We start from the raw sequence: 24,010 nt of genomic DNA on the forward strand, positions 1-24,010 counted from the left end.
CTAGTCCTGTTCGTCAGGCTCGTCGGCATTGCGAGCAATCGCCACGATAGTCACGCCGTCCGGGAGGTCCATCAGCTTGACCCCCATTGTGTTCCGGTCACGGGTACGGCGTACAGGCTTCACCGGAGTCCGGATGACGCCGCCGTTGCTGGTGATCGCGAACAGCTCGTCGTCCGGGTCGATCACGACCGCGCCGACCAGACCACCGCGGCGCTCGGTGATCTTCGCAGTCAACACGCCCTTACCTCCCCGGCCCTGGACCGGGTATTCCTCGATGGGGGTACGTTTCGCGTATCCCCCGTTCGTGGCCACCAGGACGTCCAGGCCCTCCCGGACGACCTCCATGGCCAGCAGGACGTCGTCGTCGGTGAAGCGCATGCCGATCACACCCGAGGTGGCCCGGCCCATCGGGCGCAGCGCCTCGTCGGAGGCGTTGAACCGGATCGCCTGGGCCTTCTTGGAGACGAGCAGCAGGTCCTCCTCCGGCGCCGCGAGCACGGCACCGACCAGCTCGTCCTCATCGCGCAGGTTGATCGCGATGACGCCGCCGGACCGGTTGGAGTCGAACTCCTCAAGTCGGGTCTTCTTCACCAGGCCGTTTCTCGTGGCCAGTACCAGGTAGGGAGCCACCTGGTAGTTCGGGATTTCGATGATCTGCGCAATCTGCTCGTCCGGCTGGAAGGCGAGCAGGTTGGCCACGTGCTGGCCCTTGGCCACCCTACTGGCCTCGGGCAACTCGTACGCCTTGGCCCGGTACACGCGGCCCTTGTTGGTGAAGAACAAAATCCAGTCGTGGGTGGAGCATACGAAGAAGTGGCTGACAATGTCGTCCTGCCGCAGCGTCGCGCCGCTCACTCCCTTGCCGCCGCGCCGCTGTGAGCGGTAGAGGTCGACCTTGGTGCGCTTGGCGTACCCGGTGCGGGTGATGGTGACCACCACGTCCTCGCGGGCGATGAGGTCCTCCATCGAGACCTCACCGTCGAACGGGACGATCTTGGTGCGCCGCTCGTCGCCCCACTTCGCGACGATCTCGCTCAGCTCCTCGGAGACGATCTTCCGCTGCCGCTCCGGCTTGGCGAGGATGTCCTTGAGGTCGGCGATCTCCAGTTCGAGCTTGGCCAGGTCGTCCAGGATCCGCTGCCGCTCCAGGGCGGCCAGCCGGCGCAGCTGCATGTCCAGGATCGCGGTCGCCTGGATCTCGTCGATCTCCAGCAGCCGGATCAGGCCCTGCCGGGCGTCGTCGACCGTGGGCGACCGCCGGATCAGGGCGATCACCTCGTCCAGCGCGTCCAGCGCCTTGGACAGACCGCGCAGGATGTGCGCCCGCTCCTCGGCCTTGCGCAGCCGGAACGCGGTCCGCCGCCGGATCACCTCGATCTGGTGCTCGACGTAGTACCTGATGAACTGGGCCAGGTTGAGCGTGCGCGGCACCCCGTCGACCAGGGCCAGCATGTTGGCGCCGAAGGTCTCCTGGAGCTGGGTGTGCTTGTAGAGGTTGTTCAGCACCACCTTGGCGACCGCGTCGCGCTTGAGCACCAGCACGATCCGCATGCCGGTACGCCCGGACGACTCGTCCCGGATGTCGGCGATGCCGCCGAGCTTGCCCTCCTTGATCAGCTCGGCGATCCGCTCGGCCAGGTTGTCCGGGTTGACCTGGTAGGGCAGCTCGCTGACCACCAGCGCCGGCCGGCCCCGCTTGTCCTCCTCGACCTCTACCACGGCGCGCATCCGGATCGACCCGCGACCGGTCCGGTACGCGTCCTGGATGGCCGACTGACCGACGATCAGCCCGTGGGTCGGGAAGTCCGGACCCTTGACGATCTCCAGCAGCGCTTCGAGGGTGGTCGCCTCGTCGGCCTCCGGGTTCTCCAGGCACCACTGCACCGCCGCGCCGATCTCGCGCAGGTTGTGCGGCGGGATCTTGGTGGCCATCCCGACCGCGATGCCCTCGGAGCCGTTGACCAGCAGGTTGGGGATGCGCGACGGCAGGATGGTGGGCTCCTTGGCCCGGCCGTCGTAGTTGTCCTGGAGATCGACGGTGTCCTCGTCGATGTCCCGCAGCATCTCCATCGCCAGCGGGTCGAGCTTGCATTCGGTGTTGTGGCTGACGAAGCCGTCGGAGACGAAGGAGTGGTCCTCGGTGTCCACCCGGACGCTGTAGACCGGCTGCACCCCCGCGTCGGTGATCTCGGTCACCTCGGCGTAGTAGAACCGGCCGTCGACCAGCGGCTCGACCACGTCGAGCACCCCGGCCTCGGTGATCCGGGCGGCGATCTCGTCGCGGTCCCGCTCCCAACGCTCGATGCGGTCGACGTTGTGCCGGCGCAGCCAGTCGCGCTCGGTCCAACGGGTCGCGCCGTGCTCCCGGATGAAGTCGCCCACCAGCGGCACATGGTCGCTGGACAGCGCCGTGCTGCTCGCCGGCGCCTGAGCCAGCTCGGACTCCAGCTTGGCCTGCTTACGGCCGAGGAAGCCGACGTGGGCGGCGAAGATCCGGGCGTCCCGGCGGTTGGTCACCACGACCTTGATCTCGCCGTCGTCGTACCGGGTCTGTCGGCTGATCACGCCGAACTCCAGCAGCAACTGCTGGACCTCGCGGGCCAACCGCTCGCTGCGGGTCGAGTACGAGACCTGGATGGTGTTGCGCGGCAGCAGCGACGAGGAGCCGTCACCCTCGAAGAGCGCCTGGAGGAACGCCCGCTTGATCGCGGCCGGCCCCTGCCACACGAACTCGGGCACGAACTTCGCGGCGCTGCGCGCTCCGGCCAACTCGCCGAGGATGCTGGCGCGCAGCGCCGACAGGTCCTGTACGTCCAGCTCGTGCAGGGTGCTGCCGGAGGCGATCACCCGCTCGCTGACGTACCGGGGGCCGCCGACGGCCAGGTCGTAGGCGGCGACGACGCGCAGGAAGTAGTCCCGGTCCACGTTGTTGAAGCCCGCGCGGGCCGCCGACACCCAGCCCTCCGACACGAACGCGCCGGCGAGCACGGCCGCCTCGACGTGTTCCAGCGTCGGGTAGCCGATCTCGTCCGGCACCGTCCGCTGGAGCACCACCCGGTCGCCCGGGGAGATCTCGGCGAGCAGCTTCCACAGCAGGGTCGGCACCCCGGCCACGTCCACCAGGCAGAGCACCGGGTGGTTGTGGGTGCCGGTCAGCTCGTACCCCTCGCGGGTGCGCAGCCGCAGCGTCGGGTGCTCGCCGGAGTGGAAGAACTTCGACGCGCGGACCAGGTCGCCGTTGCGGTCGCGGACCTTGAGGTCGACGTCGGTCTCGCTGCTCGGCGCGACGCCCGGCACGATGTCGCCGAGCCGCACGCTGCCGTCGGCGGTACGAATGCGGACGTCTGCGGTCAGGCAGTAGCGCATCGCGGCAGCCGGATCGTTACCGGGCGAGCCGAAGTTGCCGTTGCCGTCTACCAGCGGGTAGCGCAGCGCCCAGGGCTGGGCCATCCGGACCAGCGCGTCGTAGATGGCCGAGTCGCCGTGCGGGTGGAACTGCCCCATCACGTCCCCGACGACCCGGGAGCACTTCACGTAGCCCCGGTCCGGCCGGTAACCCGAGTCGTACATGGCGTAGAGGATCTTGCGGTGGACCGGCTTGAGCCCGTCCCGGACGTCCGGCAGGGCCCGCCCGACGATCACGCTCATCGCGTAGTCGAGGTACGAGCGCTGCATCTCGACCTCAAGCCCGACCGGCTCGATCCGGTCGTGCTGGACGACCGCCGCGAGTGGTGTCTCGGCGGTTTCCGGCTCGTTCGGGGTGGACTCGGGAGTATCGGTCACTGTTAACCCTTATCAGACTCAGAGTCGTGTTCGTGCTGTGGATAACGCTGTGGAAACCGGCCAGGCTGTGGATAACCCGGTGGACGACGGCCGGCCGGTGCGGCACCGGCCGACCGGGCCGTCAGATGTCGAGGAACCGCACGTCCTTCGCGTTGCGCTGGATGAACGAGCGGCGGGCCTCGACGTCCTCACCCATCAGCACGCTGAACAGCTCGTCGGCGGTGGCGGCGTCGTCGAGGGTGACCTGACGCAGGGTCCGGGTGGCCGGGTTCATCGTGGTCTCCCACAGCTCGGGGTAGTTCATCTCGCCGAGACCCTTGAACCGCTGGATGTCGTCCGGCTTGGCGTTGGGCTTCTTCTGCTGGCGCAGCGCGATCAGCCCGTCGCGTTCCCGGTCGGAGTACGCGTACTGGGCGTCGTCGCCCTTCTTGTTCCACTTGATCTTGTAGAGCGGCGGGGCGGCCAGGTAGACGTGGCCCAGCTCGACCAGCGGACGCATGAAGCGGAACAGCAGGGTGAGCAGGAGCGTCTGGATGTGCTGGCCGTCGACGTCGGCGTCGGCCATCAGCACCACCTTGTGGTACCGCAGCTTCTCCATGTCGAAGTCGTCGTGGATGCCGGTGCCCAGCGCGGTGATCAGCGCCTGGACCTCGTTGTTCTTGAGCACCCGGTCGATCCGGGCCTTCTCCACGTTGAGGATCTTGCCGCGGATGGGCAGGATCGCCTGGGTACGCGGGTCGCGACCCTGCTTGGCCGAGCCGCCGGCCGAGTCGCCCTCGACGATGAAGACCTCGGACTCGCGCGGGTCGGTGGACTGGCAGTCGGCCAGCTTGCCGGGCATCGAGCCGGACTCCAGCAGCGACTTGCGGCGGGCCAGCTTGCGCGCCTGTTGGGCGGCGATCCGGGCCCGGGCCGCCTGGGACGCCTTCTGGATGATGGTCTTGGCCTCGGCCGGGTTGCGGTCGAACCAGTCGACCAGCCGGTCGTTGCAGACCCGCTGCACGAAGCTCTTGACCGGGGTGTTGCCCAGCTTGGTCTTGGTCTGGCCCTCGAACTGCGGGTTGGCCAGCTTGACCGAGATGATCGCGGCCAGGCCCTCGCGGATGTCCTCGCCGGAGAGCTTCTCGTCGCCCTTGAGCAGCTTGCGGTCGGTGCCGTAGCGGTTGACCACGCTGGTCAGCGCGGCCCGGAAACCCTCCTCGTGGGTGCCGCCCTCGTGCGTGTTGATCGTGTTGGCGAAGGTGTAGACCGACTCGCCGTACGACTCGTTCCACTGCATGGCGATCTCGACCGACATGCCCTCTTCCTCGGCGGCGAACTCGACGACCGTCTTGTGCATCGGGTTCTTCGAGGCGTTGAGGTGCCGGACGAAGTCGGCGATGCCGCCCTCGTAGAAGAAGGTGACCTCGCGGGGCTTGCCCTCCTCGCCCTCGGCGACCCGCTCGTCGAGCAGGTGGATGGACAGGGCCCGGTTGAGGAAGGCCATCTCCTGGAGGCGGCGGTAGATGGTCTGGAAGTCGAAGTCGACCGTCTCGAAGACGTCCGGGTCCGGCCAGAAGGAAACCGCCGAGCCGGTGCGGTCGGTGGTCTCGCCCTTGTCGAGCGGCTCCGGCTTGGAGTTGTGGTACTTCTGCCGCCACACGTGGCCGGACTTGTGGATCTCGACGGCCATCCGGGTGGAGAGGGCGTTCACCACGGAGACGCCGACGCCGTGCAGACCACCGGAGACCGCGTACGCCTTGCCGTCGAACTTGCCACCCGCGTGCAGCACGGTCAGCGCGACCTCGACGCCCGGCTTCTTGAGCTTCGGGTGCAGATCGACCGGGAAGCCACGGCCGTTGTCGGTGACCCGGACCCCGCCGTCGGCGAGCAGCACCACGTCGATGGTGTCGCAGTAGCCGGCGAGCGCCTCGTCGACCGCGTTGTCCACGACCTCCCACACCAGGTGGTGCAGGCCACGCTCGCCGGTCGACCCGATGTACATGCCGGGCCGCTTGCGGACCGCCTCCAGCCCTTCGAGGACGGTGATCGACTCTGCGCCGTAATCCTGCTTGTCCTGCGCTGCCACCCTCGGCCACTTTCTCGCACCATCCGCGCCGGGGCGCGGGGGCGCGGGTTCGGCGGACAGGACGCGACGTCGGCGTGCACAGCGAGAGCCCCGCAGGGCGGTCGCGGATCGTGCGCGCCGGTCGCCGCGGTTGCCCGCGGATCGCGATCGGCCAGACCCGACGCGGGACGTTGATCAGGAGCCGGTGAGGGCCCCTGTCCGTCGCACCGCGTCAGGTCGTCGTCTCAGCGTCAATCTTACTGTGCGCACACGACAGAACCGCCACTCGGCACCCCTTGAAGGCGGCTCAGACCCTCGTAGCCGGCCGAATCTCGCTGTCCGCGACTCCCCCTACACGCCCCGGTCCGGTTTCCGTGCCCGCCGCCACCGGATCGTCCGGCTCGCCGGGTGGCACGGGGTCGCGTCGGGCGGTGGTCGTACCGTAGCTTTGCGGCGCGCGACGAAGTCGCTCGTCTTGATCTTTTCCGCCCGTAACCGGACGATGGACCCGATCGATCCGACACGTGCTCTCGAAAGGTGACACCAGATGGGGCTGGACAATGTCGCGGTGCACTGGCCGCGGACCGGCCGCTTCTACGATCCGGTCGCGCCGGCCGAGTTCGTCGACTTCGGCGAGATCGTCGATGTTCCCGGCATCTCCGCGCCGACCGCCGCGCTCGCCGAGCACATCGCCAAGACCGGCACGGTCCGGGCGACCGCCTACACCGAGCTGGTCGACCTGATCCTCGGGCTGGAAAATGTGCTCTACGCCACCGACGCCGCCGCCGAGGACGAGGATCCGGTGATCGACCCGGACGGCTGCGCCTGGATCGCCGGCGGGGTGGAGAAGTTCGTCGCCCAGCACCGGCCGCACGGCGAGACGGTGACCTTCGAGTCGGTCAGCGACGTGCTCCGCGCCCTGCTCGGCGACGGCCGCCTTGCCGAACAGCAGTTGCGCTGGCTGGGCAGCCGGCTCGACCGGCTGCGCGACGAGAACGGCGACCCGCCGCAGTGGGACTTCACCTGCGCCGAGCTGGGCGTGCTGGCCGCCTTCTACCGGCGCTGCGCCGACCGGGGGTTCGCGATCTACGCCGACGCCGAGCCCGGCCGTCGTCCCGGTCCGCAGCCCTGAGCCGACCCGGCAGCGGGGTCAGCTGTCCGGCGGCGTGGGTGCGGCGGTGACCGCGCCGTTCGCGGCGCCGATCACCCGGGTCAGCGCCGCGTGCAGGTCGCGTAGCTCGGCCAGCGGCAGCCCGAGCCGGGCGACGACCGCCGGCGGGATCTGCTCGGCGCGTGCGCGCAGCGCCCGACCGCTCCCGGTGAGCGACACGGCCAGGCTGCGTTCGTCGGCCGGGTCCCGCTCGCGGCGCAGGTAGCCGGCCACCTCCAGCCGCTTGAGCAGGGGCGACAGCGTGCCCGGGTCGAGTTGCAGCAGCCGGCTCAGCTCCCGGACCGACAGCGGCGCGTACTGCCAGAGCGCCAGCATGACCAGGTACTGCGGGTGGGTGAGCCCCATCGGCTCCAGCAGTGGCCGGTAGACCGCGACGACGCCCCGGGCGGCGACGGAGAGCGCGAAGCAGACCTGCTCCTCCAGGGCCAGCGGGTCCCCGTCGGGCTGTCCGTCCACGTGTGCACCTCCTCGTCGCCGTTGCGATGCTACCAATGATTGGTGTACCAATGGTTTGTACACCAATCGTCGAGGAGGGGTCGGTGCCGATGAGCGAGGACAAACCGGCGGCGAAGGCACCTGGCGAGGGTGGCCGGCTGCTGGCCTGGGCGTTCAAGAACCTGGCCGGCCCGCCGGAGGTGGCCGGCGCGGTGCAGGGCGGCTCCCGGCAGGCCCGCGACGCCTGGAAAGAGGACCTGGAACGACGCAAGCAGTGGAGCCGCGAGCAGCGCGAACGCAAACGCGCCGAGCGGGAGGCCCGCCGCGCCGAACGGTGAATCTCAGCCGTAGGTGTCGCGCGGCCCCCGACCGCGCACCCGGCGCGGACCGCGCGACCAGGACGGTGCCGCCGGCCCGTGGATGTGCAGCTTGCGGACCACGTTGTGGCCGACCTCCCCGGCGATCCGCTTCAACAGCGATCCGGCGAGCAGCCGCAACTGGGTGGCCCACGCGGTCGAGCGGGCCTCCACGGTCAGCTCGCCGTCCTCCAGCTTGACCGGGCGGCTGTGCTGGGCGATCTCCGGCCCGACGACCTTTTCCCAGGCGCCGAAGACGGTCGCCTCGGCCGCCGGTTGCTGCCAGCCCCGGGCCTTCATCAGCCGTTCCAGCACCGCGCCCAACGGCTGCGGGTCACGCGGGTCCGGTCCCGGCCCCGAATAGCCGCGCAGCCGTCGCCCACCGCCGTCGGCCGCGCCGGTCACCCCCGGCCGCCGGTTACGGGCCGCCGACTCCCGCCGGGCCCGCGCCGCGTCCAGCACCGCCCGTGCCAGTTCCGGCCCGCTCGCCTGCGCCGCCCCGGCGTCGGCACCCGACGCTCCGCCGGAACCCGCACCACCACCGGCCCCGTCGCGGCCCCGCGAGGTGGCCTCCGAACCACCGGCCCCGGCGTCCGCGCCGGTCCCGGCCGGTCGGCCCCGCGCGCCGTCCGCACCCCCACCGGCTCCCCCGGGGGTACGCGCACCGCGTGCCCCGCCCGGGGCGGTGCGCCCCGGGCGGCCCGTCGACCCGGCGGGCTGCTCCGGTTCAGTCGACACGACGCACCGTCCCCTCCCCGACGGCGTACCGGGTGCCGCGCAGGGCCACCGGGACGTCGTCGTCCACCGCACAGGTCACCAGGAGCTGACCGGCCCCGCCGACCAGTTCGGCCAGCCGTTCCCGGCGGCCCGTGTCCAGCTCGGCGAAGACGTCGTCGAGCACCAGCACCGGTTCGATCCCGTCGGCGCGCAGCAGGTCGTACCCGGCCAGCCGCAGCGCCAGCGCGTACGACCAGGACTCGCCGTGGCTGGCGTACCCCTTGGCGGGCAGCGGGCCGAGAGTGAGCACGAGGTCGTCGCGGTGTGGCCCGACCAGCGTGGTTCCCCGCTCGATCTCGGCCGACCGGGACTCGGCCAGCGCGGTCGTCAGCGCCTCGGCCAGCACCTCCCGGTCGGTGCCCACCCCGGTCAGCTCCACCGACGGCCGGTACGCGATCCCCGCCGCCCCGGTGCCCGCCGCCACCGCGTCGTACGCCTTGGCCACGTGCGGGGTGAGCGCGGCGACCAGTTCCAGCCGGCCGGCGAGCAGCTCGGCCCCGTGCCGCGCCAGGTGGGCGTCCCAGACCGCCAGGGTCGACAGGTCACCGCCGCGCGACCCGCCCGTCTTGCGGGCCAGGTACGCCGTACGCAGCAGGGCGTTGCGCTGCTTGACCACCCGGTCGTAGTCGGCGCGTACCCCGGCGTACCGGGGCTGCCGGAGCACCAACAGGTCGTCGAGGTAGCGGCGGCGTTCCGCCGGGTCGCCCCGGACGAGTTCCAGGTCCTCCGGGGCGAACAGCACCAGTCGCAGCGCGCCGATCACGTCCCGGGCCCGCCGGGCCGGAGAGCGTCCGAGCCGGGCCCGGTTGGCCTTTCCGGGAACGATCTCCAGCTCGATCAGCAGTTCCCGGCCGTCGTGCACCACCGCGCAGCGGATCACGGCGGCGCTCGCCCCCAGCCGGACCAGGGGGGCGTCGGTGGCGACCCGGTGCGAGTCCAGGGTCGCCACGTAGCCCAACGCCTCGACCAGGTTGGTCTTGCCGACGCCGTTCGCGCCGGTCAGGACGTTCGGCCCCGGCTCCAGATCGACGCCGACCCGCTCGTACGAGCGGAAGTCGACCAGTTCGAGCCGGCGGACGTACACAGCCTGTGGATGCCGCTCAGCGCTTGTGCACGGCGTGCCCGCCGAACTGCTGGCGCAGCGCGGCGACCGCCTTCATCGCGGGCGAGTCGTCCTGCCGGGAGGAGAACCTGGCGAACAGGGCGGCGGTGATGACGTTGAGCGGGACGGCCAGCCGGATCGCCTCGTCGACCGTCCAGCGCCCCTCACCGGTGTCGTCGGTGTACCCGGTCAACGTGGCCAGGTCCGGGTCCTCGTCCAACGCGCGGTCGAGCAGGTCGAGCAGCCAGGACTGGACGACGGTGCCCTCCCGCCAGGACTTGATGATCCCCGGCACGTTCGTCACCATCTCGGCGGCGGAGAGCAGCTCGAAACCCTCGGCGTAGGCGTGCATCAGGCCGTACTCGATGCCGTTGTGCACCATCTTGGCGTAGTGGCCGGCACCGACCGGGCCGGCGTGCACGAAGCCGTGGTCACCTGCCGGCTTCAACGCCTCGAAGATCGGCATCAGGTGGTCGACGTGCTCCTGCGCGCCACCGACCATCAGGGCGTAGCCGTTCACGTTGCCCCAGACCCCGCCGGAGACGCCGACATCGACGTAGCCGATGCCCCGGGCGGCCAGCCGTTCGGCCCGGGGGGCGTCGTCGCTGAACCGCGAGTTGCCGCCGTCGATGATGATGTCGCCCTCGCCCAGCACCTCGGCGAGCGCGTCGATCGTCGCGTCGGTGACGGCGGCGGGGACCATCACCCAGACCGCCCGGGGTGACTGCAGCTTGTCGGCCAGTTCGGCGAGGCTCGTGACGTCGCTGCGGTCGGCGTTGCGGTCGTAGCCGACGACCTCCTGGCCGGCGGCGCGCAACCGCTCGCGCATGTTGCCGCCCATCCGGCCGAGTCCTACCAGGCCGAGCTGCATCTGCTCCTACCTCCGTGCGTCCGGGTGCTGCCGGTGCCGATCAGCGGGACACGCGGATCGGCATGATGAGGTACCGGTACCCAGGGATGACCTCGCCATCCTCACCTGCGGGGGAAATCACCGCCGGCTTGAAGGCGTCCACGAAGCGCAGCAGGGCGTACTGGGCCCCCAGGTTGGCCAGGCCGTCGATCAGGTACTGCGGGTTGAACCCGATGGTCAGCGGCTCGCCGGTGAAGGTGGCCTCCATGGCCTCGCTGGCGCGGGCCTCCTCGGTGCCGCCGGCCTCGACGACCAGCCCGTCGGAGCTGAAGCTGAGCAGCACCGGGGTCGTCCGCTCGGCGACTAGGGCGACCCGCTTGACCACCTCGATCAGGGTGCTCACCGGCACCCGGGCCTCGGCGTTGCTGGTGGCCGGGAAGAGCGAGCGGACCGGCGGGTAGTTGGCCCCGTCGAGCAGCCGGCTGGTGGTGCGGCGGGTGCCGCCGGAGAAACCGATCATGCCTTCGCCGGCGCCGCCCTGGGACAGCGCCATGGTCACCTGGCCGCCGAGCGGGCCGAGCGCCTTGGCGGTGTCGTTCAGGGTGCGGGCGGGAACGAGCGCGTTGATGCTGATCTCGGGGTCGTCCGGGTTCCACTCCATCTCGCGCAGGGCGAGCCGGTAGCGGTCGGTGGCGAGCATCGCCAGGGTGCCGCCGGAGAGTTCCAGCCGGACGCCGGTCATCATCGGCAGCGTCTCGTCCCGGCCGGCGGCGATGGCCACCTGGCCGACGGCGGCGGCGAACGCGGCGGCCTCCACGGTGCCGGCGCTCTCCGGCATCTCCGGCAGGGCCGGGTAGTCCTCCACCGGCATGGTGGGCAGGGTGAACCGGGCGCTGCCGCAGACCAGTTCCAGGTGGGCGCCGACCGCGGCGATGTCGACCGGCTTGGCCGGCAGCGCCTTGGTGATCTCGGCGAGCAGCCGGCCGGAGACCAGGGCGGCCCCGTCGGCGTCGCCCTGCACCTCGACGGTCACCTGGCTGGAGACCTCGTAGTCGAAGCCGGAAACCTGGAGGTTGCCGTCGGTGACCCGCAGCATCACCCCGGCGAGCACCGGTACGGACGGCCGGCTGGGCAGGCTCTTCGCGGTCCACGCCACCGCTTCGGCGAGCGCGTCGCGCTCCACTCGGAACTTCATCAATGCCTCCGCGTCGACGTCAGCGACAACTCTCTCATGCCGACCGCTGCCCACCGTCCCGCCCGACCGTGCGGGTACCCATCGCACCTTAGGGCGCGTGGGCATCGGCTGTGCGCCCGACCCCGTGCTTCCGGTGCCGGGGCGACTGCCGACGGCAGCGCTGCGGCCCGATCCACAGGAAGTCCAACGGTGATGATTGGTTTTTGATTCTTCAGAAGAGATAACTCATCGTCTTCATCGCACCTGTGCAAACTGTGGGTAACTCGCGTCGTCGCAGCTCAGACACGTTATCCACCGGTGGGTTCGCTGTGGAGAACCGGGGGGTAAACCCCCTGCGCCCTCCACAGGCACCCGGTGTCCCCAGAGTTGTCCACCGTTGTCCACCGGTTGTCCACCGGTAATCCACCGGGTTTACCCCCAGCGCTGTGGACAACCGGTCGGGCCCGGACCGCCGTCGTCCCCAGAACCTTCAACAGGTTGCCCACAGGCCCACCGTCGTCGGTGGACAACGCCGAGGTTGTCCCCAGCCGTCCACAGCACTGTCCCCAGGGTTTGTCCACAGTCTGTGGGTAACCGGCTCCGGACGGAGCGTGGTTATCCACCGGTTGTGGAACAGGGGGTGTGGACAACCGGGTGGTCCTGTGGACAACGACGACGCCGTCATACCCCGATCGTGGCCCCTCGACCCGGTCGAGGGTCAACCTCGCCGGGGCGTACCGCCACGCAAACGCCCGGCCGAAGGGCTCGGCCGGGCGTCGGTGGTGCAGCGGGAGTGGCGTACGTCTCAGGTGTTCTGCTTGATCCGGTTGGTCAGCTCGGCGATCTGGTTGTAGAGCGAGCGCCGCTCCGCCATCTGCTGACGGATCTTCCGGTCGGCGTGCATCACCGTGGTGTGGTCCCGACCGCCGAACGCCTGCCCGATCCGGGGCAGCGACAGGTCGGTCAGCTCCCGACAGAGGTACATGGCCACCTGGCGGGCGTTCACCAGCACCCGGGAGCGCGAGTGCCCCCGCAGGTCCTCCAGGCTCACCCCGAAGTACTCCGAGGTGGAGACCATGATCTGGTCGGCGGTGATCTCGGGCCCGGTGCCGTCGGGGATGAAGTCCCGCAGCACCTCCTCGGCCAGCGACAGCTCGACGTTGGAGCGGGTCAGGCTGGCGAACGCGGTGACCCGGATCAGCGCCCCCTCCAGTTCCCGGATCGAGTTCGACACCCGGGAGGCGATGAACTCCAGCACGTCCGGTGGGGCGTACAGCCGCTCCTGGGCCGCCTTCTTCTGCAGGATCGCGATCCGGGTCTCCAGGTCGGGCGGCTGGATGTCGGCCAGCAGCCCCCACTCGAACCGGGTCCGCAGCCGGTCCTCCAACGTCGCCAGCTGTTTCGGCGAGCGGTCGGACGTGATCACGATCTGCTTGTTCGCGTTGTGCAGCGTGTTGAAGGTGTGGAAGAACTCCTCCTGGGTCCGCTCGCGGTTCTCCAGGAACTGGATGTCGTCGATCAGCAGGATGTCGACGTCGCGGTAGCGGCGCTGGAACGCGCTGGTCTTGTCGTCCCGCAGCGAGTTGATGAAGTCGTTGGTGAACTCCTCGGTCGAGACGTACCGGACCGAGCGGGCGTTGCCGAGCGTCTGGGCGTAGTGCCCGATCGCGTGCAGCAGGTGGGTCTTGCCCAGCCCCGAGCTGCCGTAGATGAACAGCGGGTTGTACGCCTTGGCCGGTGACTCGGCCACCGCGACGCTCGCCGCGTGGGCGAACCGGTTGGACGAGCCGATGACGAACGTCTCGAACATGTACTTGGGGTTGAGCCGGTTGCCGCTGGACTCCGTACCGCCGGGGCGTCGGTCACCGGCACCGGGGCGGTGGTCGACGCCGGCCCGACCGGGCCCGCTGTCGGTGGTGCCGTCGCGGGCCAGGCCGCGCGGACCCTGCGGGTCACGCGGCGCGCGCCCCTGGTCCCGGTACGCGGGCTCGTAGCCGCGCGGGTCGGCGTCCGGCCCGGGGGGGCGGTGGCGTTCCTCGACCCCGTGCCGCTCAGGGGCGGGGTGGTGCGGCGGGGGCTCGGCGAAGGCGACGCCGAAGAGGGTGTCCTGGCCGCCGTCGCGGCTCACCGGTACCTGGGGCGGGCGGTGCCCGTCGCGCTCCGGCGGCCCGGCCGGTGGCGGCTCCTCCCCGGCCTGCTCCGACGGCCGGGCCTCCCGCTGGTACGGCGGCGCGGGGTCGTCGTAGGCCGGCGACCGGAAGCCGGGATGATCGTCGACGGACGGTCCGGTGACCACCGGGGCGGCCTCGGGCCCGCTGCGGTAGACGGTGCCGGCCGGTCGCCCGGAAGCGTCCTCGGCGATCCGGACGGTGACCGCGACCTGGATCGGGCGGCCCAGCCGACGGGTGAGCGCCTCGGTGATGGCCGGCCGTAACCGGGACTCGATGACGTCCCGGGTGAAGGCGTCCGGCACCGACAGCAGGGCGGTGTCCTCGACGATCGCCCGCAGCCGGGTCAGCCGGAGGTAGGCGCGCTGCTGGGCGGAGATGATCTCGTCGGCGAGTTCGTCCGTCGCCGCGGTCCACACCGCGGCAAGGTCGATCGTTCCGGCCACCGTCGTGCCACCCCCTCGCCTCTGCTCCCGGCCGCCGCTGTGGTCCAGCGGATCGTGCCGGGCCCGCCACCGCGTTCGAGCGGGTGGTACCTCTCACCCACCGGACGGCTGACCGGCCGGCATCCACAAGTTATCCACAGCCTGTGTGTACCGACCGATTGTGGCCGCCCGCCGGACGCGGGTCGGACCTGCCCCCCTTGTCGCGAGGGCGTTGAAGCGGGTTCACCGTGCCGAACGATTCACTGCCGGGTCCGGTCTTGCACTCCGAACGACAACCCGGACCTGAAGCTGACCGCAAACGCGCACGGTAACAGCGACGGCGGGCCGCCATCAACCGACACCGCCCCGACGCCCCGTCGGAACCGGGACGCGGGGCCGGATCGGCGGCGGTACCGACCTGCGGAGCCGCAGCCCAGGGCGGTTTGACGGGCATTGCCCCCCTGCGTAGGCTGGAGGGGCTGCTCTGTCGCCCTCTGCTAGGGTGATGGGTGCTCGCTGTCCGTGGTCGCCGCCTCGCCCGCCGAGGTTCCGTGCCGCCGGGCAGCACCGATCGGAGGCCACCGGCGAGGTGGTCTGGTCCATCAAACGACCCCGGGCGAACCCGCACCGGGGACGTACGAAAACGGAGAGCCTGACGTGAGCAAGCGCACCTACCAGCCGAACAACCGCCGGCGCGCGAAGACCCACGGCTTCCGGCTGCGCATGCGCACCCGGGCCGGCCGCGCCATCCTGTCGACCCGCCGCGCCAAGGGTCGCGCCCGCCTGTCGGCCTGAGGCCGACCGGTCCGGCGACGTGGACAGTCGTGCTGACGGCCGCACAACGACTGCGGCGTAGCACCGACTTCGCCGCAGCGGTTCGGGGCGGTCGACGCGTCGGTCGCGGCGCGGTCGTCGTGCACCTGACGCTGCCGGCGGCCTCCACATCCACCGCGGCCACACCCATCGGGACAACCTCGCCGGAGCCGGCGCGGACCACCGACCCGGAGTTGATCTCCGAGTCGAGCCGCGCCGGCTTCGTCGTGTCCAAGGCCGTCGGCCCCGCCGTGGTCCGCAACAAGGTCCGCCGCCGGCTGCGGCACCTGGTCCGCGAGCGGCTGGCCACCCTGCCCGCCGGCAGCACCCTGGTGGTACGCGCCCTGCCCACCGCGGCCGGGACGCCGTACCTCCGGCTGGCGGGCGATCTGGACGCGGCCATCGCCGTCGCCCGGCAGCCCAAGCCGCGGAGGCCGCGGTGAGCAACAGCCCGATCGCGCCGCCGCGCCGGAGCATGGGTGCCCGGATGCTCAGTGGCCCTATCATCGCGTACCGTCGTTGGATAAGTCCGGCGTTGCCGGCCCGCTGCCGGTTCTACCCGTCGTGCAGTGCCTACGCCCTGGAGGCGGTGACCCGTCACGGTGCACTGCGGGGAGCCGGCCTGACGGTCCGGCGGCTGTCGCGCTGCCACCCTTTCCACCCTGGTGGACACGACCCGGTGCCGGAGCCGGGCCGCCGCCGACGCGCCGACGTGACTGGAGTCTGAGAATTGAGTCTCGACTGGATCTACTACGCGATCTCGTGGATCCTGCTGACCTGGCACTCGGCGTGGGACGCCATCGGGGTGCCTGTCGACGCGGTCCTCGGCACCAACTGGTCGTGGATTCTCGCCATCGTCTTCCTGGTGGTCACCGTCCGGGTGATCCTCTTCCCGGTCTTCGTCAAGCAGATCAAGTCCCAGCGGGCGATGCAGGCGCTCCAGCCCAAGGTCAAGGAGCTCCAGGAGAAGCACAAGGGTGACCGGGAGACGCTCCAGAAGGAGATGATGGAGCTCTACCGGAAGGAAAAGGCCAACCCGCTGATGGGCTGCCTTCCGATGTTCCTCCAGATCCCCGTCTTCCTGGGCCTGTTCCACGTGCTGCGCCGGCTCGACCCGGCCAAGGAGGCCAAGAGCCTCTACGGCTGGACGGCCGAGCAGTTCGACAGCGCCTCCAGTGCCAAGATCTTCACCGCCCCGATCGCCGGCAAGTTCGGCTCCACCGCCGACGAGTTGGCCCGCCTCGGTGCGAACGGCACCACCGTGAAGGTGATCGCCGGCATCCTGGTCCTGGTCATGATGGGCACCACCTACCTGACCAGCCGCCAGATGATCCTCAAGACCGGCTGGGCCGAGGACCCGCAGCAGCGGATGATCCAGCGGCTGATGCTCTACGGCATCCCGCTCTCCCTGCTGGTCTCCGGTTCGATCTTCCCGATCGGTGTGATCATCTACTGGGTCACCAACAACCTGTTCACCCTCGGCCAGCAGCAGTGGGTGCTCCGCAAGTTCCCGCCGCTGGTGACCAACAAGGGGGTCACCGGCACCAAGGCGACGACCCCGGGTGGTCGGAACCCGGTGCAGCCGGCCAAGTCCGGTGGTTTCCTCAACCGGAACAAGCCCGCCGCGCAGGTGCCGGCCAAGCCCGCCGCGCCGAAGGTCGCCGGGCCGAAGCCCGGTGCCAAGCCGGCCAACCCGAAGAAGGGCCCGGCCAAGCGCCAGGGTTGAGCCAGCCGGGCTGCCGCCGGCACGACCGGCGGCAGCCTCCGGTACCGCGCAGCCGCCGTGACGGCCGGCGCCGGGCCGGATGCGCCGCGCCCGACGCGGCAGCCGGGACTGCCCCTACCAGACGTGCCCGTGTCGACCGGCCCCCTTCCGCCGGCCGTCCCGGGAGACCAACGGACCCGACGGTCCGGCCGAGCTAGTACGGAGATGACACCGTGACCGACACCAGCATCCCCAGCGCGGACGCCTCGCTCGACGAGGAGACCGTTCCGACCGCCGCGACCGGTGAGGGTGAGCCCGCCGACGGCGGCAGGGAGAAGAAGTCCGCAGGCGAAGGCGAGTTGTTCGCCCAGAGCGAGATCGCCGCCGACTACATCGAGGGCCTGCTCGACATCCTCGACTACGACGGCGACATCGACGAGCTGGTATCCGGTGGTCGTCCGGTCGTCGAGGTGGTCGGCGGCCGGTTGCAGAACCTGGTCGGCCAGCGGGGTGCCACCCTGGAGGCGCTCCAGGAGTTGGCCCGGCTGGCGGTGTTCCGGCAGACCGGTTCGCCGAGCCGGCTCCTGCTCGACGTGGGTGGCTACCGCGCCACCCGGCGCAAGGAACTCGCCGCGGTCGCCAAGAACGCGGTGGAGAAGGTCAAGGAGCACGGTGAGCCGGTCCGGCTGGAGCCGATGTCGGCCTTCGAGCGCAAGTGCGTGCACGACGTGGTCAACGCGATGAGCGGCGTGGAGAGCGAGTCCGAGGGTGTCGAGCCGACCCGACGCATCGTCGTCCGGCCGGCGGACTGAACTGGTGTCCACCGACGACGCCACGACCGATACCGCTGCCGGCCCGGGTGGACCGCCACCCGGGCCGTCGCCCGAGCCGCCCGTACCCTCGGCGCAGGACGCCGCGCTCCCGACCGGGCTGGCCGCCGCCGCGCGGACGCTCTTCGGTGACCGGCTCGACCTGGCCACCGGGTACGCCGAACTGCTCGCCACCGACGCAGTGGTACGCGGCCTGATCGGCCCCCGTGAGGCACCCCGGATCTGGGACCGGCACCTGCTCAACTGCGCGGCCGTCGCCGAACTGATCCCCGAGGGCGCCAGCGTGATCGATGTCGGCTCCGGTGCCGGACTGCCCGGGGTGGTGCTGGCGATCGCCCGTCCGGACCTCAACGTCGTGCTGGTCGAGCCGCTGGCCCGGCGTACCTCGTTCCTCGTCGAGACGGTGGAACGGCTCGGGCTGGCCAGGACCGTCCGGGTGTTCCGTGGCCGGGCCGACGAGGCGTCCACCGGAGCGAGCGGTGTCGGCCCGTTCACCGCCGACGTGGTCACCGCCCGCGCGGTGGCGCCGCTGGACCGGCTCGCCACCTGGAGCCTGCCGCTGGTCGTCCCCGGTGGGCGGCTGATCGCCCTCAAGGGGGCCTCCGTAGCGGACGAGATCGTCGAACATGCCGGGGCGGTCGCCGCGCTGGGCGGCGGCGAGCCGACGGTACGACTCTGCGGAGCCGACCTCCTCGACCCGCCCACCACCGTGGTGGAGATCGTCCGGGAGCGGGTGCTCCGCGCTCCTGGCGCGAAGAAGGCCCCGAAGCGGTCGCGTAGCGGTCGCAAGCGCGTCCGCTGAACCCTGACCTGTCGGTCTGGAGCGCCACACGGTGTCACGGACTGCCCGACGGGTGGGGGAGCATCCATCCATCCGACAACGAAGATGGACCCGCCGCGCCCGTCCCCCGTAGGCTGACCGCGCGTCGATAGTGTGGGGCGGGCGGATGTTCGGGGCACCGGGTACCGATCGCCCCCGCCGGGCCGTACGCCCCGCGGTGTGAGCGCGTGTACGGCAAGCGAGACGGGGTGCGGACCGACCATCCGGAGCGGGTAGGGATGACAGGTGCATGACGACGGCAGGTACGACGACCCACGGGTGAACCGGCCCGAGGGGCCGGGCTCAGGCGTGGACCCTGTTTCACGTGAAACCGACCATCAGCAGGGCTGGACGACCGGCGGGCAGCCCACGATCCGTCCGCCGGAGCACGACCCGGGGGTACGCCGGGAGCCGCCCGCGGTCGGTGCCGCCCGTCCGGTGCCCGAGTCGTACGTGCCACCGCCCCCCGTGCCGGCCGGGCCCGACGGTCGACCGGTCAACGCCCCGGACGACCGGGCGACCACCGCGGTACGACGGAACGCGGGGGCATCCTCGCGCTTCGATACACCGGTGCACGGCAACACGCCACCGGTGCCCGTACAGCCCTCTCCCGGCGCGGTGCCCGATGCCGTGACCGTGATCGGTGCCCCCGCTCCCGGGGCCGCCGGTGCGGCGCAGGCCGCGTACGTTTCACGTGAAACCCCGACGCGCGAAGAGGATGATCCACCGTTGGCTATGGAGGCGATGCGCGCCGTGCAGATCCTTAATCCGAGTGGCGAGGTGACCATGCCCCGTCCCGAGCGGACCCGGGTGATGTGCGTTGCCAATCAGAAGGGCGGCGTGGGCAAGACCACGACCACGGTGAACCTGGCGGTGGCCCTGGCCCTGCACGGGAACCGGGTGCTGGTGGTCGACCTCGACCCGCAGGGCAACGCTTCCACCGGGTTGAACGTCCCGCACCATACCGGTGTGCCGGACGTCTACGACTGCCTGATCGACAGCGTGCCGCTGGCCGAGGTCGCCCAGGAGGTGGAGGGCATCCCCAACCTGTGGTGTGTGCCGGCGACCATCGACCTGGCCGGCGCGGAGATCGAGCTGGTCTCGGTGGTCGCTCGGGAGTCCCGGCTGAACCGGGCCATCGAGGCGTACCCGGGGCACTTCGACTACGTGTTCATAGACTGCCCGCCCTCCCTCGGACTGCTGACGGTCAACGCTCTGGTGGCCGCCCAGGAGGTGCTGATCCCGATCCAGTGCGAGTACTACGCGCTGGAAGGACTCAACCAGTTGATAAACAACATCAATCTGGTACGCCAGCACCTGAACCCGAAGCTGGCCGTCTCGACGATCCTGCTCACCATGTACGACCGCCGTACCCGGCTGGCCGACGCGGTGGAACAGGACGTCCGTAACCACTTCGGCGACAAGGTCCTTCAGGCCGTCATTCCCCGCAACGTCCGCGTGTCGGAGGCCCCGAGCTACGGGCAGTCTGTGATGACCTACGATCCCGGATCGCGGGGGGCCACGAGTTACTTCGAGGCCGCCCAGGAGATTGCCGAGCGCGGTGCCAAGGAGCCGGTGATCCGGAATGCGTAGTGCGGACGAGTCGCTGGGAGGCGTCGCATGAAGAACCGTCCACGGGGCGGTCTGGGTAGAGGGCTCGGTGCGCTGATCCCGACCGGGCCTGTGCAGGAGAGCAGCACGGCCACGGCGACCATGCCCGTGGAGGTCGACCCGGCGCGTCCGGTGATCGAAACGTCCGCCGATCCCGTGAGCCCGGCCCTGTCGATGCCCACCCCGACGGTCAGCGCGCCGCCGCCCGAGGAACCCCAACTCAGCCCGGTGCCCGGCGCGCGCTTCGCGGAGATCTCCGTCGACGCGATCGTGCCGAACCCGAAACAGCCCCGGCACGTCTTCGACGAGGAGGCGTTGGAGGAACTGAAGACCTCCATCCAGGAGGTCGGCTTCCTCCAGCCGATCGTCGTGCGTCAGCTCGACGGCGAGAAGTACGAACTCGTCATGGGCGAGCGGCGCTGGCGTGCCGCCCAGGCGGTCGGCCGGGAGAGCATCCCGGCAATCGTCCGGGAAACCAAGGACGACGCGATGCTCCGGGACGCGCTCCTGGAGAACATCCACCGGGCCAACCTCAACCCGCTGGAAGAGGCCGCCGCGTACCAGCAACTGCTGGAGGAGTTCGGCGCCACCCACGAGGAACTGGCCCGCCGGATCGGACGCAGCCGGCCGCAGATCTCGAACACGATCCGACTACTGAACCTGCCCCCGCAGGTCCAGCGTCGGGTGGCGGCCGGTGTGCTGTCGGCCGGCCACGCCCGTGCGCTGCTCAGCCTCGACGAGTCGGAGGCACAGGAGCAGCTCGCCCTGCGCATCGTCGCCGAAGGACTCTCCGTGCGGGCAACCGAGGAGATCGTTGCTCTGGCGCTCAGCGACGGCCCTACGAAGACGCCGGCCGCCAAGCGTCGGGCCAAGCCGCACGCGCCCGCGTTGACCGACCTGGCCGACCGGCTCTCCGACCGGTTCGACACCCGGGTGAAGGTGGACATCGGCCGGAGCAAGGGCAAGATCACGATCGAGTTCGCCACGGTGGACGATCTGGAGCGGATCGTCGGCATCATCGGCGTCGGTGAGGAAGAACAGGCGGAACCCGAGGACTGACGACCGTCCGGCCCGCCGGCACAGCCCCGTCCGCCCGAGCCTGCCCTGATCGTCGTTTCCGGCCGCGTACCCCGAGTGGGTACGCGGCCGGTCGCTTCTCCCGTGGAACTGCCAGTCGGAGTTGCTCGACCGTCCGGCTTGCTGTCGACGGGGGACACGAGGCTGGGCATGGTGCATTCCGGGATTCCCGACCTCCCATGCCGTCGAGGGCGGCGGATGGTCGGTCGACCTGACAACGGGACACCTGCGGAAGAGGACGTCGGCGTTGTCCGCCCGAGCGGACGGTTTCCCGGTGGAAGTCCGCTTCCGGGTGGCGTCAACTCGGCTGCCGCTTCCGGGGTGGCCGCCGTGGGCCCGACTGACCATGGCGGCGACGGCACCACTGGCCTACCCCGAGGTCCGTTTCACGTGAAACCCGGGATGCGGCGGCGATGCTCGGCTCCTCGTCACCGTGTGGCAAGCGGTGCTCTGGTGAACGACCAACCAAAGAGAACCGGACCCGACGGGTACGGACGGTGGCGAGCCAGCGAGCGCCGCGCTTCCAGTGTCGGTACGACCGGGCTCCGAAGCAGTGAGGCGGGGTGGTCGACGGCGCGCGAGCCTCGACTGTCCGGTGTGGCTGGCGGGAGTCTCGCCTCCCCCCATCCGACCCGGTGAGCCTTGTGAGCATGGACGACGACGGTAGAGGTGGAACCAGCCGGAACCGCAGCGCAGAGATCAGCCCTGGTTGGCTGCTCAGATCGCCTGGGACGCGATGAACGGCGTGCCCCACAACTGGGTCTGTCCGGGAGGCGTGAAGGCCGGCACGATTGAGCTGAGGGGCCCCACGGCGCGATCACGCCCGACCGGGCGTCGAAGGAGTGACCAGGAGGGTCCAACATCGCAACGTTTCACGTGGAACACCGGGTCAAGCGGCATTCATGACCACTCCGCCACTCCGCCGAGGTGACTCTCGCCAGCCGCCAGCAACAACCGCGCCGCGGCTCCCCACCCGATGACCTGCCGGGCCTACACCCCAGGTTGTCGACCACGCGGCGACCCAGCTACCGCTCACCATCCGGACCGGACCGGACCCGCGCCGCCACTCCCTTGTCTCCACCCGGCTGATCTCCTCGGTGCACCTCCGCGCGCGATCCGACCGATGGCCGGCTCTGACTGCGGGCCGTTGCCGGTGTGGAATCCATCGGCAGCGGCACGTCCATCCGGGTGACGTCGAGACCGGCCGAGTGGTGCCGGGCCGCCCCGCCGAGGACGCGACGCCGGCCCACCTGCACCCTCGAACACGCAACACGGGGCGCTGTTTCACGTGAAACCCGCCCGATCAGGTACCGGCCGGCTGCTTGCTCGGTGCCGATCGCGGTGTCCCGCAGTGCCACCTCCACCGAGGAAAGCAAAGTGGCCGACGTGAAGGGTGACCGGACCCCGCCGGTGGCCGCTCCTGCCTGCCCGCCCCGCGCCAGGGGCCAGAAGAGTGGACCCGGGTGACCTGATCCCCGGCACCCGTTGCGGAAAAACGGCGGTCACCCAGCAGCCAGGCGAAGCCCTCGATCGTTGAGGAAGACGGACCCCTGCATCCTGTGAACAGTGCTGTGGATGAAGCGCCGAAGTTATCCACAGAAGTTTTCCACAGGCCGCACCCGTTTCACGTGAAACAGCGCGTCAGAACCCTCCCCAGCCTGTGGATGACGGGGTGTGGTGGTGATCTCATCAGCCTGTGGACAACCGTCGTGACGCCCACTCGCGCCCACCCGTCAGCCGCCTCCCACTGGCCGAAATCACCTCATGATCAGCGGCGTTCGGGGTAGGGACAGCGGTCCTCGTCTCGGTTAGGGTCAGCGTCGTGCACGACACCCCTTCCCCCTCAGTTCCGGACTTCACCCAGTGGCCGTCGTTCCCCTTCGAAGGTGACCTGCGGGTCAAGCAGCTCGACGAGCCGGTAGCGGTCGAGCCTCCCCGCAAGGGCGAAGGGCTTCGGGAATGCATCGCCTGCAACGCGCCGGATGACGCGTACATCTGGGTGGGTGAGCGCTGGCGGGTCCGGGCGATGGATCGCCCCACCGGCCTGCCGATGGTGCTCATCCTGGAGTCGCGGTCCCACCTCGACCTGGGCGACCTGCCCAACCTGCTCGCCGCCGAACTCGGGGTGATGACCGTTCGGCTGGAGCGCGCCATCCGCTCGCTGGACGGGGTCGCCCGGGTGCACGTGAACCGGTGGGGCGACGGGTCCGCCCATCTGCACATGTGGTTCCTGGCCCGGCCCTACGGTCGGCTCCAGCTGCGTGGCACGTTCCTGTCGCTCTGGGACTCGATTCTGCCCCCCATCTCGGAATCCCAGTGGCGGGAAAACCTCGCGCACGTCGCGGCCTGGCTGGCCGAGTTCGGTGGACGCCCGCTCGCCGAGCCGCCGCGCATCCAGTGGCAGACGCCCTCCAGCATCGCCGCGCAGTCGTCGGCCGAAGCCGCAGCGGCAGCCGCCGAGGACGCCGTCTCGGTGATCGAATCGGAGGAGGAGACCCCGCTCCCGCTCCCGGAGCACGGGGCCACCCCGGACCTGCCCACCCCGCCGGCAGCACCCGCCGTCGCGGAGGACGCCGCATCGGGAAACGCCCAGGCGGAGCCGCCTGGCAACCGCACGCGGGGCGACGACGGTGCCCTGGGCGACGACCTCGGCCCGGAGACCGACCGGGACAGCGGTCAGCCCACCGAGGCCGCAACCCACCCGCGCAGCCCGGCAGGAAACCCGGGCACCGATCCGGCCACGAGCGGCCCCGACGATCCAACGGTGGAGGCCGCCCGGACCACCACGACCGACGACCCGACCGGAACCGGGGACCACACCGGCGGAACGGTCACCCCGGACCCCGCCCGGCGTTGACGGAGCCTC

Annotated in this window: 19 protein-coding genes; 11 read left to right on the forward strand and 8 right to left on the reverse strand. The window is 70.6% G+C overall.

Translation table 11 applies throughout. The annotated features are described in order from the left end of the window. Complete coding sequence (gene gyrA, locus ACN267_RS24750) at window positions 1–3,783, reverse strand: intein-containing DNA gyrase subunit A (RefSeq protein WP_421489756.1); 3,783 nt, start codon at window positions 3,781–3,783, stop codon at window positions 1–3. Between the two features lie 121 nt (window positions 3,784–3,904). Next, on the reverse strand, window positions 3,905–5,851 hold the full coding sequence (gene gyrB / locus ACN267_RS24755; protein WP_204958378.1) for a DNA topoisomerase (ATP-hydrolyzing) subunit B: 1,947 nt from the start codon (window positions 5,849–5,851) through the stop codon (window positions 3,905–3,907). 526 nt (window positions 5,852–6,377) lie between these two features. On the opposite strand from gyrB, the gene ACN267_RS24760 reads away from it, so the two are divergent. After that, complete coding sequence (locus ACN267_RS24760; protein WP_421489757.1) at window positions 6,378–6,962, forward strand: hypothetical protein; 585 nt, start codon at window positions 6,378–6,380, stop codon at window positions 6,960–6,962. An 18-nt stretch (window positions 6,963–6,980) separates the two neighbouring features. Here ACN267_RS24760 and ACN267_RS24765 read toward each other — a convergent pair whose 3' ends face one another. Then, a complete protein-coding gene (locus ACN267_RS24765; RefSeq protein WP_281901615.1) occupies window positions 6,981–7,457 on the reverse strand; it encodes a MarR family winged helix-turn-helix transcriptional regulator in 477 nt (158 codons plus the stop codon). An 89-nt stretch (window positions 7,458–7,546) separates the two neighbouring features. Here ACN267_RS24765 and ACN267_RS24770 point away from each other — a divergent pair, with 89 nt between their 5' ends. Further along, window positions 7,547–7,774: a hypothetical protein gene (locus tag ACN267_RS24770; RefSeq protein WP_145917177.1), complete on the forward strand. Its 228-nt coding sequence runs from the start codon at window positions 7,547–7,549 to the stop codon at window positions 7,772–7,774. A gap of 3 nt (window positions 7,775–7,777) precedes the next feature. On the opposite strand, the gene ACN267_RS24775 is transcribed toward ACN267_RS24770, so the two are convergent. The 5 genes from ACN267_RS24775 to dnaA form a co-directional block, all read right to left on the reverse strand. Then, a complete protein-coding gene (locus tag ACN267_RS24775) occupies window positions 7,778–8,530 on the reverse strand; it encodes a DUF721 domain-containing protein (RefSeq protein WP_307821167.1) in 753 nt (250 codons plus the stop codon). Continuing rightward, complete coding sequence (recF, locus tag ACN267_RS24780; protein WP_281901619.1) at window positions 8,520–9,653, reverse strand: DNA replication/repair protein RecF; 1,134 nt, start codon at window positions 9,651–9,653, stop codon at window positions 8,520–8,522. Before recF ends, ACN267_RS24775 begins: the two co-directional genes overlap by 11 nt. A gap of 16 nt (window positions 9,654–9,669) precedes the next feature. Further along, the gene (gene gnd, locus ACN267_RS24785; protein ID WP_204958374.1) at window positions 9,670–10,542 is read right to left on the reverse strand and encodes a phosphogluconate dehydrogenase (NAD(+)-dependent, decarboxylating); all 873 of its coding nucleotides are present in this window, start codon (window positions 10,540–10,542) and stop codon (window positions 9,670–9,672) included. A gap of 40 nt (window positions 10,543–10,582) precedes the next feature. Then, on the reverse strand, window positions 10,583–11,716 hold the full coding sequence (dnaN, locus tag ACN267_RS24790; protein WP_088643664.1) for a DNA polymerase III subunit beta: 1,134 nt from the start codon (window positions 11,714–11,716) through the stop codon (window positions 10,583–10,585). Window positions 11,717–12,500: 784 nt separating this feature from the next. Beyond that, entirely contained in the window at window positions 12,501–14,309 is a 1,809-nt protein-coding gene (gene dnaA, locus ACN267_RS24795; RefSeq protein WP_204958373.1) for a chromosomal replication initiator protein DnaA, read from the reverse strand. A gap of 636 nt (window positions 14,310–14,945) precedes the next feature. Here dnaA and rpmH point away from each other — a divergent pair. The 9 genes from rpmH (at window position 14,946) to ACN267_RS24840 (ending at window position 24,001) form a co-directional block, all read left to right on the forward strand. Next, window positions 14,946–15,083 (forward strand): 50S ribosomal protein L34, encoded by a 138-nt coding sequence (rpmH, locus tag ACN267_RS24800; RefSeq protein ID WP_007073824.1) that lies wholly within the window; start codon window positions 14,946–14,948, stop codon window positions 15,081–15,083. A gap of 29 nt (window positions 15,084–15,112) precedes the next feature. Continuing rightward, entirely contained in the window at window positions 15,113–15,544 is a 432-nt protein-coding gene (gene rnpA / locus ACN267_RS24805; RefSeq protein WP_421489758.1) for a ribonuclease P protein component, read from the forward strand. 44 nt (window positions 15,545–15,588) lie between these two features. Beyond that, a complete protein-coding gene (gene yidD, locus ACN267_RS24810; RefSeq protein WP_204925644.1) occupies window positions 15,589–15,828 on the forward strand; it encodes a membrane protein insertion efficiency factor YidD in 240 nt (79 codons plus the stop codon). 3 nt (window positions 15,829–15,831) lie between these two features. After that, entirely contained in the window at window positions 15,832–16,827 is a 996-nt protein-coding gene (gene yidC / locus ACN267_RS24815) for a membrane protein insertase YidC (RefSeq protein ID WP_204958371.1), read from the forward strand. Window positions 16,828–17,039: 212 nt separating this feature from the next. Continuing rightward, window positions 17,040–17,618, forward strand: a complete 579-nt coding sequence (locus tag ACN267_RS24820) for a protein jag (protein WP_145922477.1) — start codon at window positions 17,040–17,042, stop codon at window positions 17,616–17,618. A 118-nt stretch (window positions 17,619–17,736) separates the two neighbouring features. After that, window positions 17,737–18,438: a 16S rRNA (guanine(527)-N(7))-methyltransferase RsmG gene (rsmG, locus tag ACN267_RS24825; protein WP_421490491.1), complete on the forward strand. Its 702-nt coding sequence runs from the start codon at window positions 17,737–17,739 to the stop codon at window positions 18,436–18,438. 264 nt (window positions 18,439–18,702) lie between these two features. Continuing rightward, window positions 18,703–20,049, forward strand: a complete 1,347-nt coding sequence (locus tag ACN267_RS24830) for a ParA family protein (protein ID WP_421489759.1) — start codon at window positions 18,703–18,705, stop codon at window positions 20,047–20,049. A 27-nt stretch (window positions 20,050–20,076) separates the two neighbouring features. Beyond that, on the forward strand, window positions 20,077–21,126 hold the full coding sequence (locus tag ACN267_RS24835; protein WP_204958369.1) for a ParB/RepB/Spo0J family partition protein: 1,050 nt from the start codon (window positions 20,077–20,079) through the stop codon (window positions 21,124–21,126). A 1,840-nt stretch (window positions 21,127–22,966) separates the two neighbouring features. Continuing rightward, entirely contained in the window at window positions 22,967–24,001 is a 1,035-nt protein-coding gene (locus ACN267_RS24840) for a hypothetical protein (protein ID WP_372445968.1), read from the forward strand. Window positions 24,002–24,010: the final 9 nt, after the last annotated feature.

This window comes from Micromonospora sp. WMMD734, from assembly GCF_049178975.1.
In the GTDB taxonomy this organism is placed as follows: Bacteria; Actinomycetota; Actinomycetes; order Mycobacteriales; family Micromonosporaceae; genus Micromonospora; species Micromonospora wenchangensis.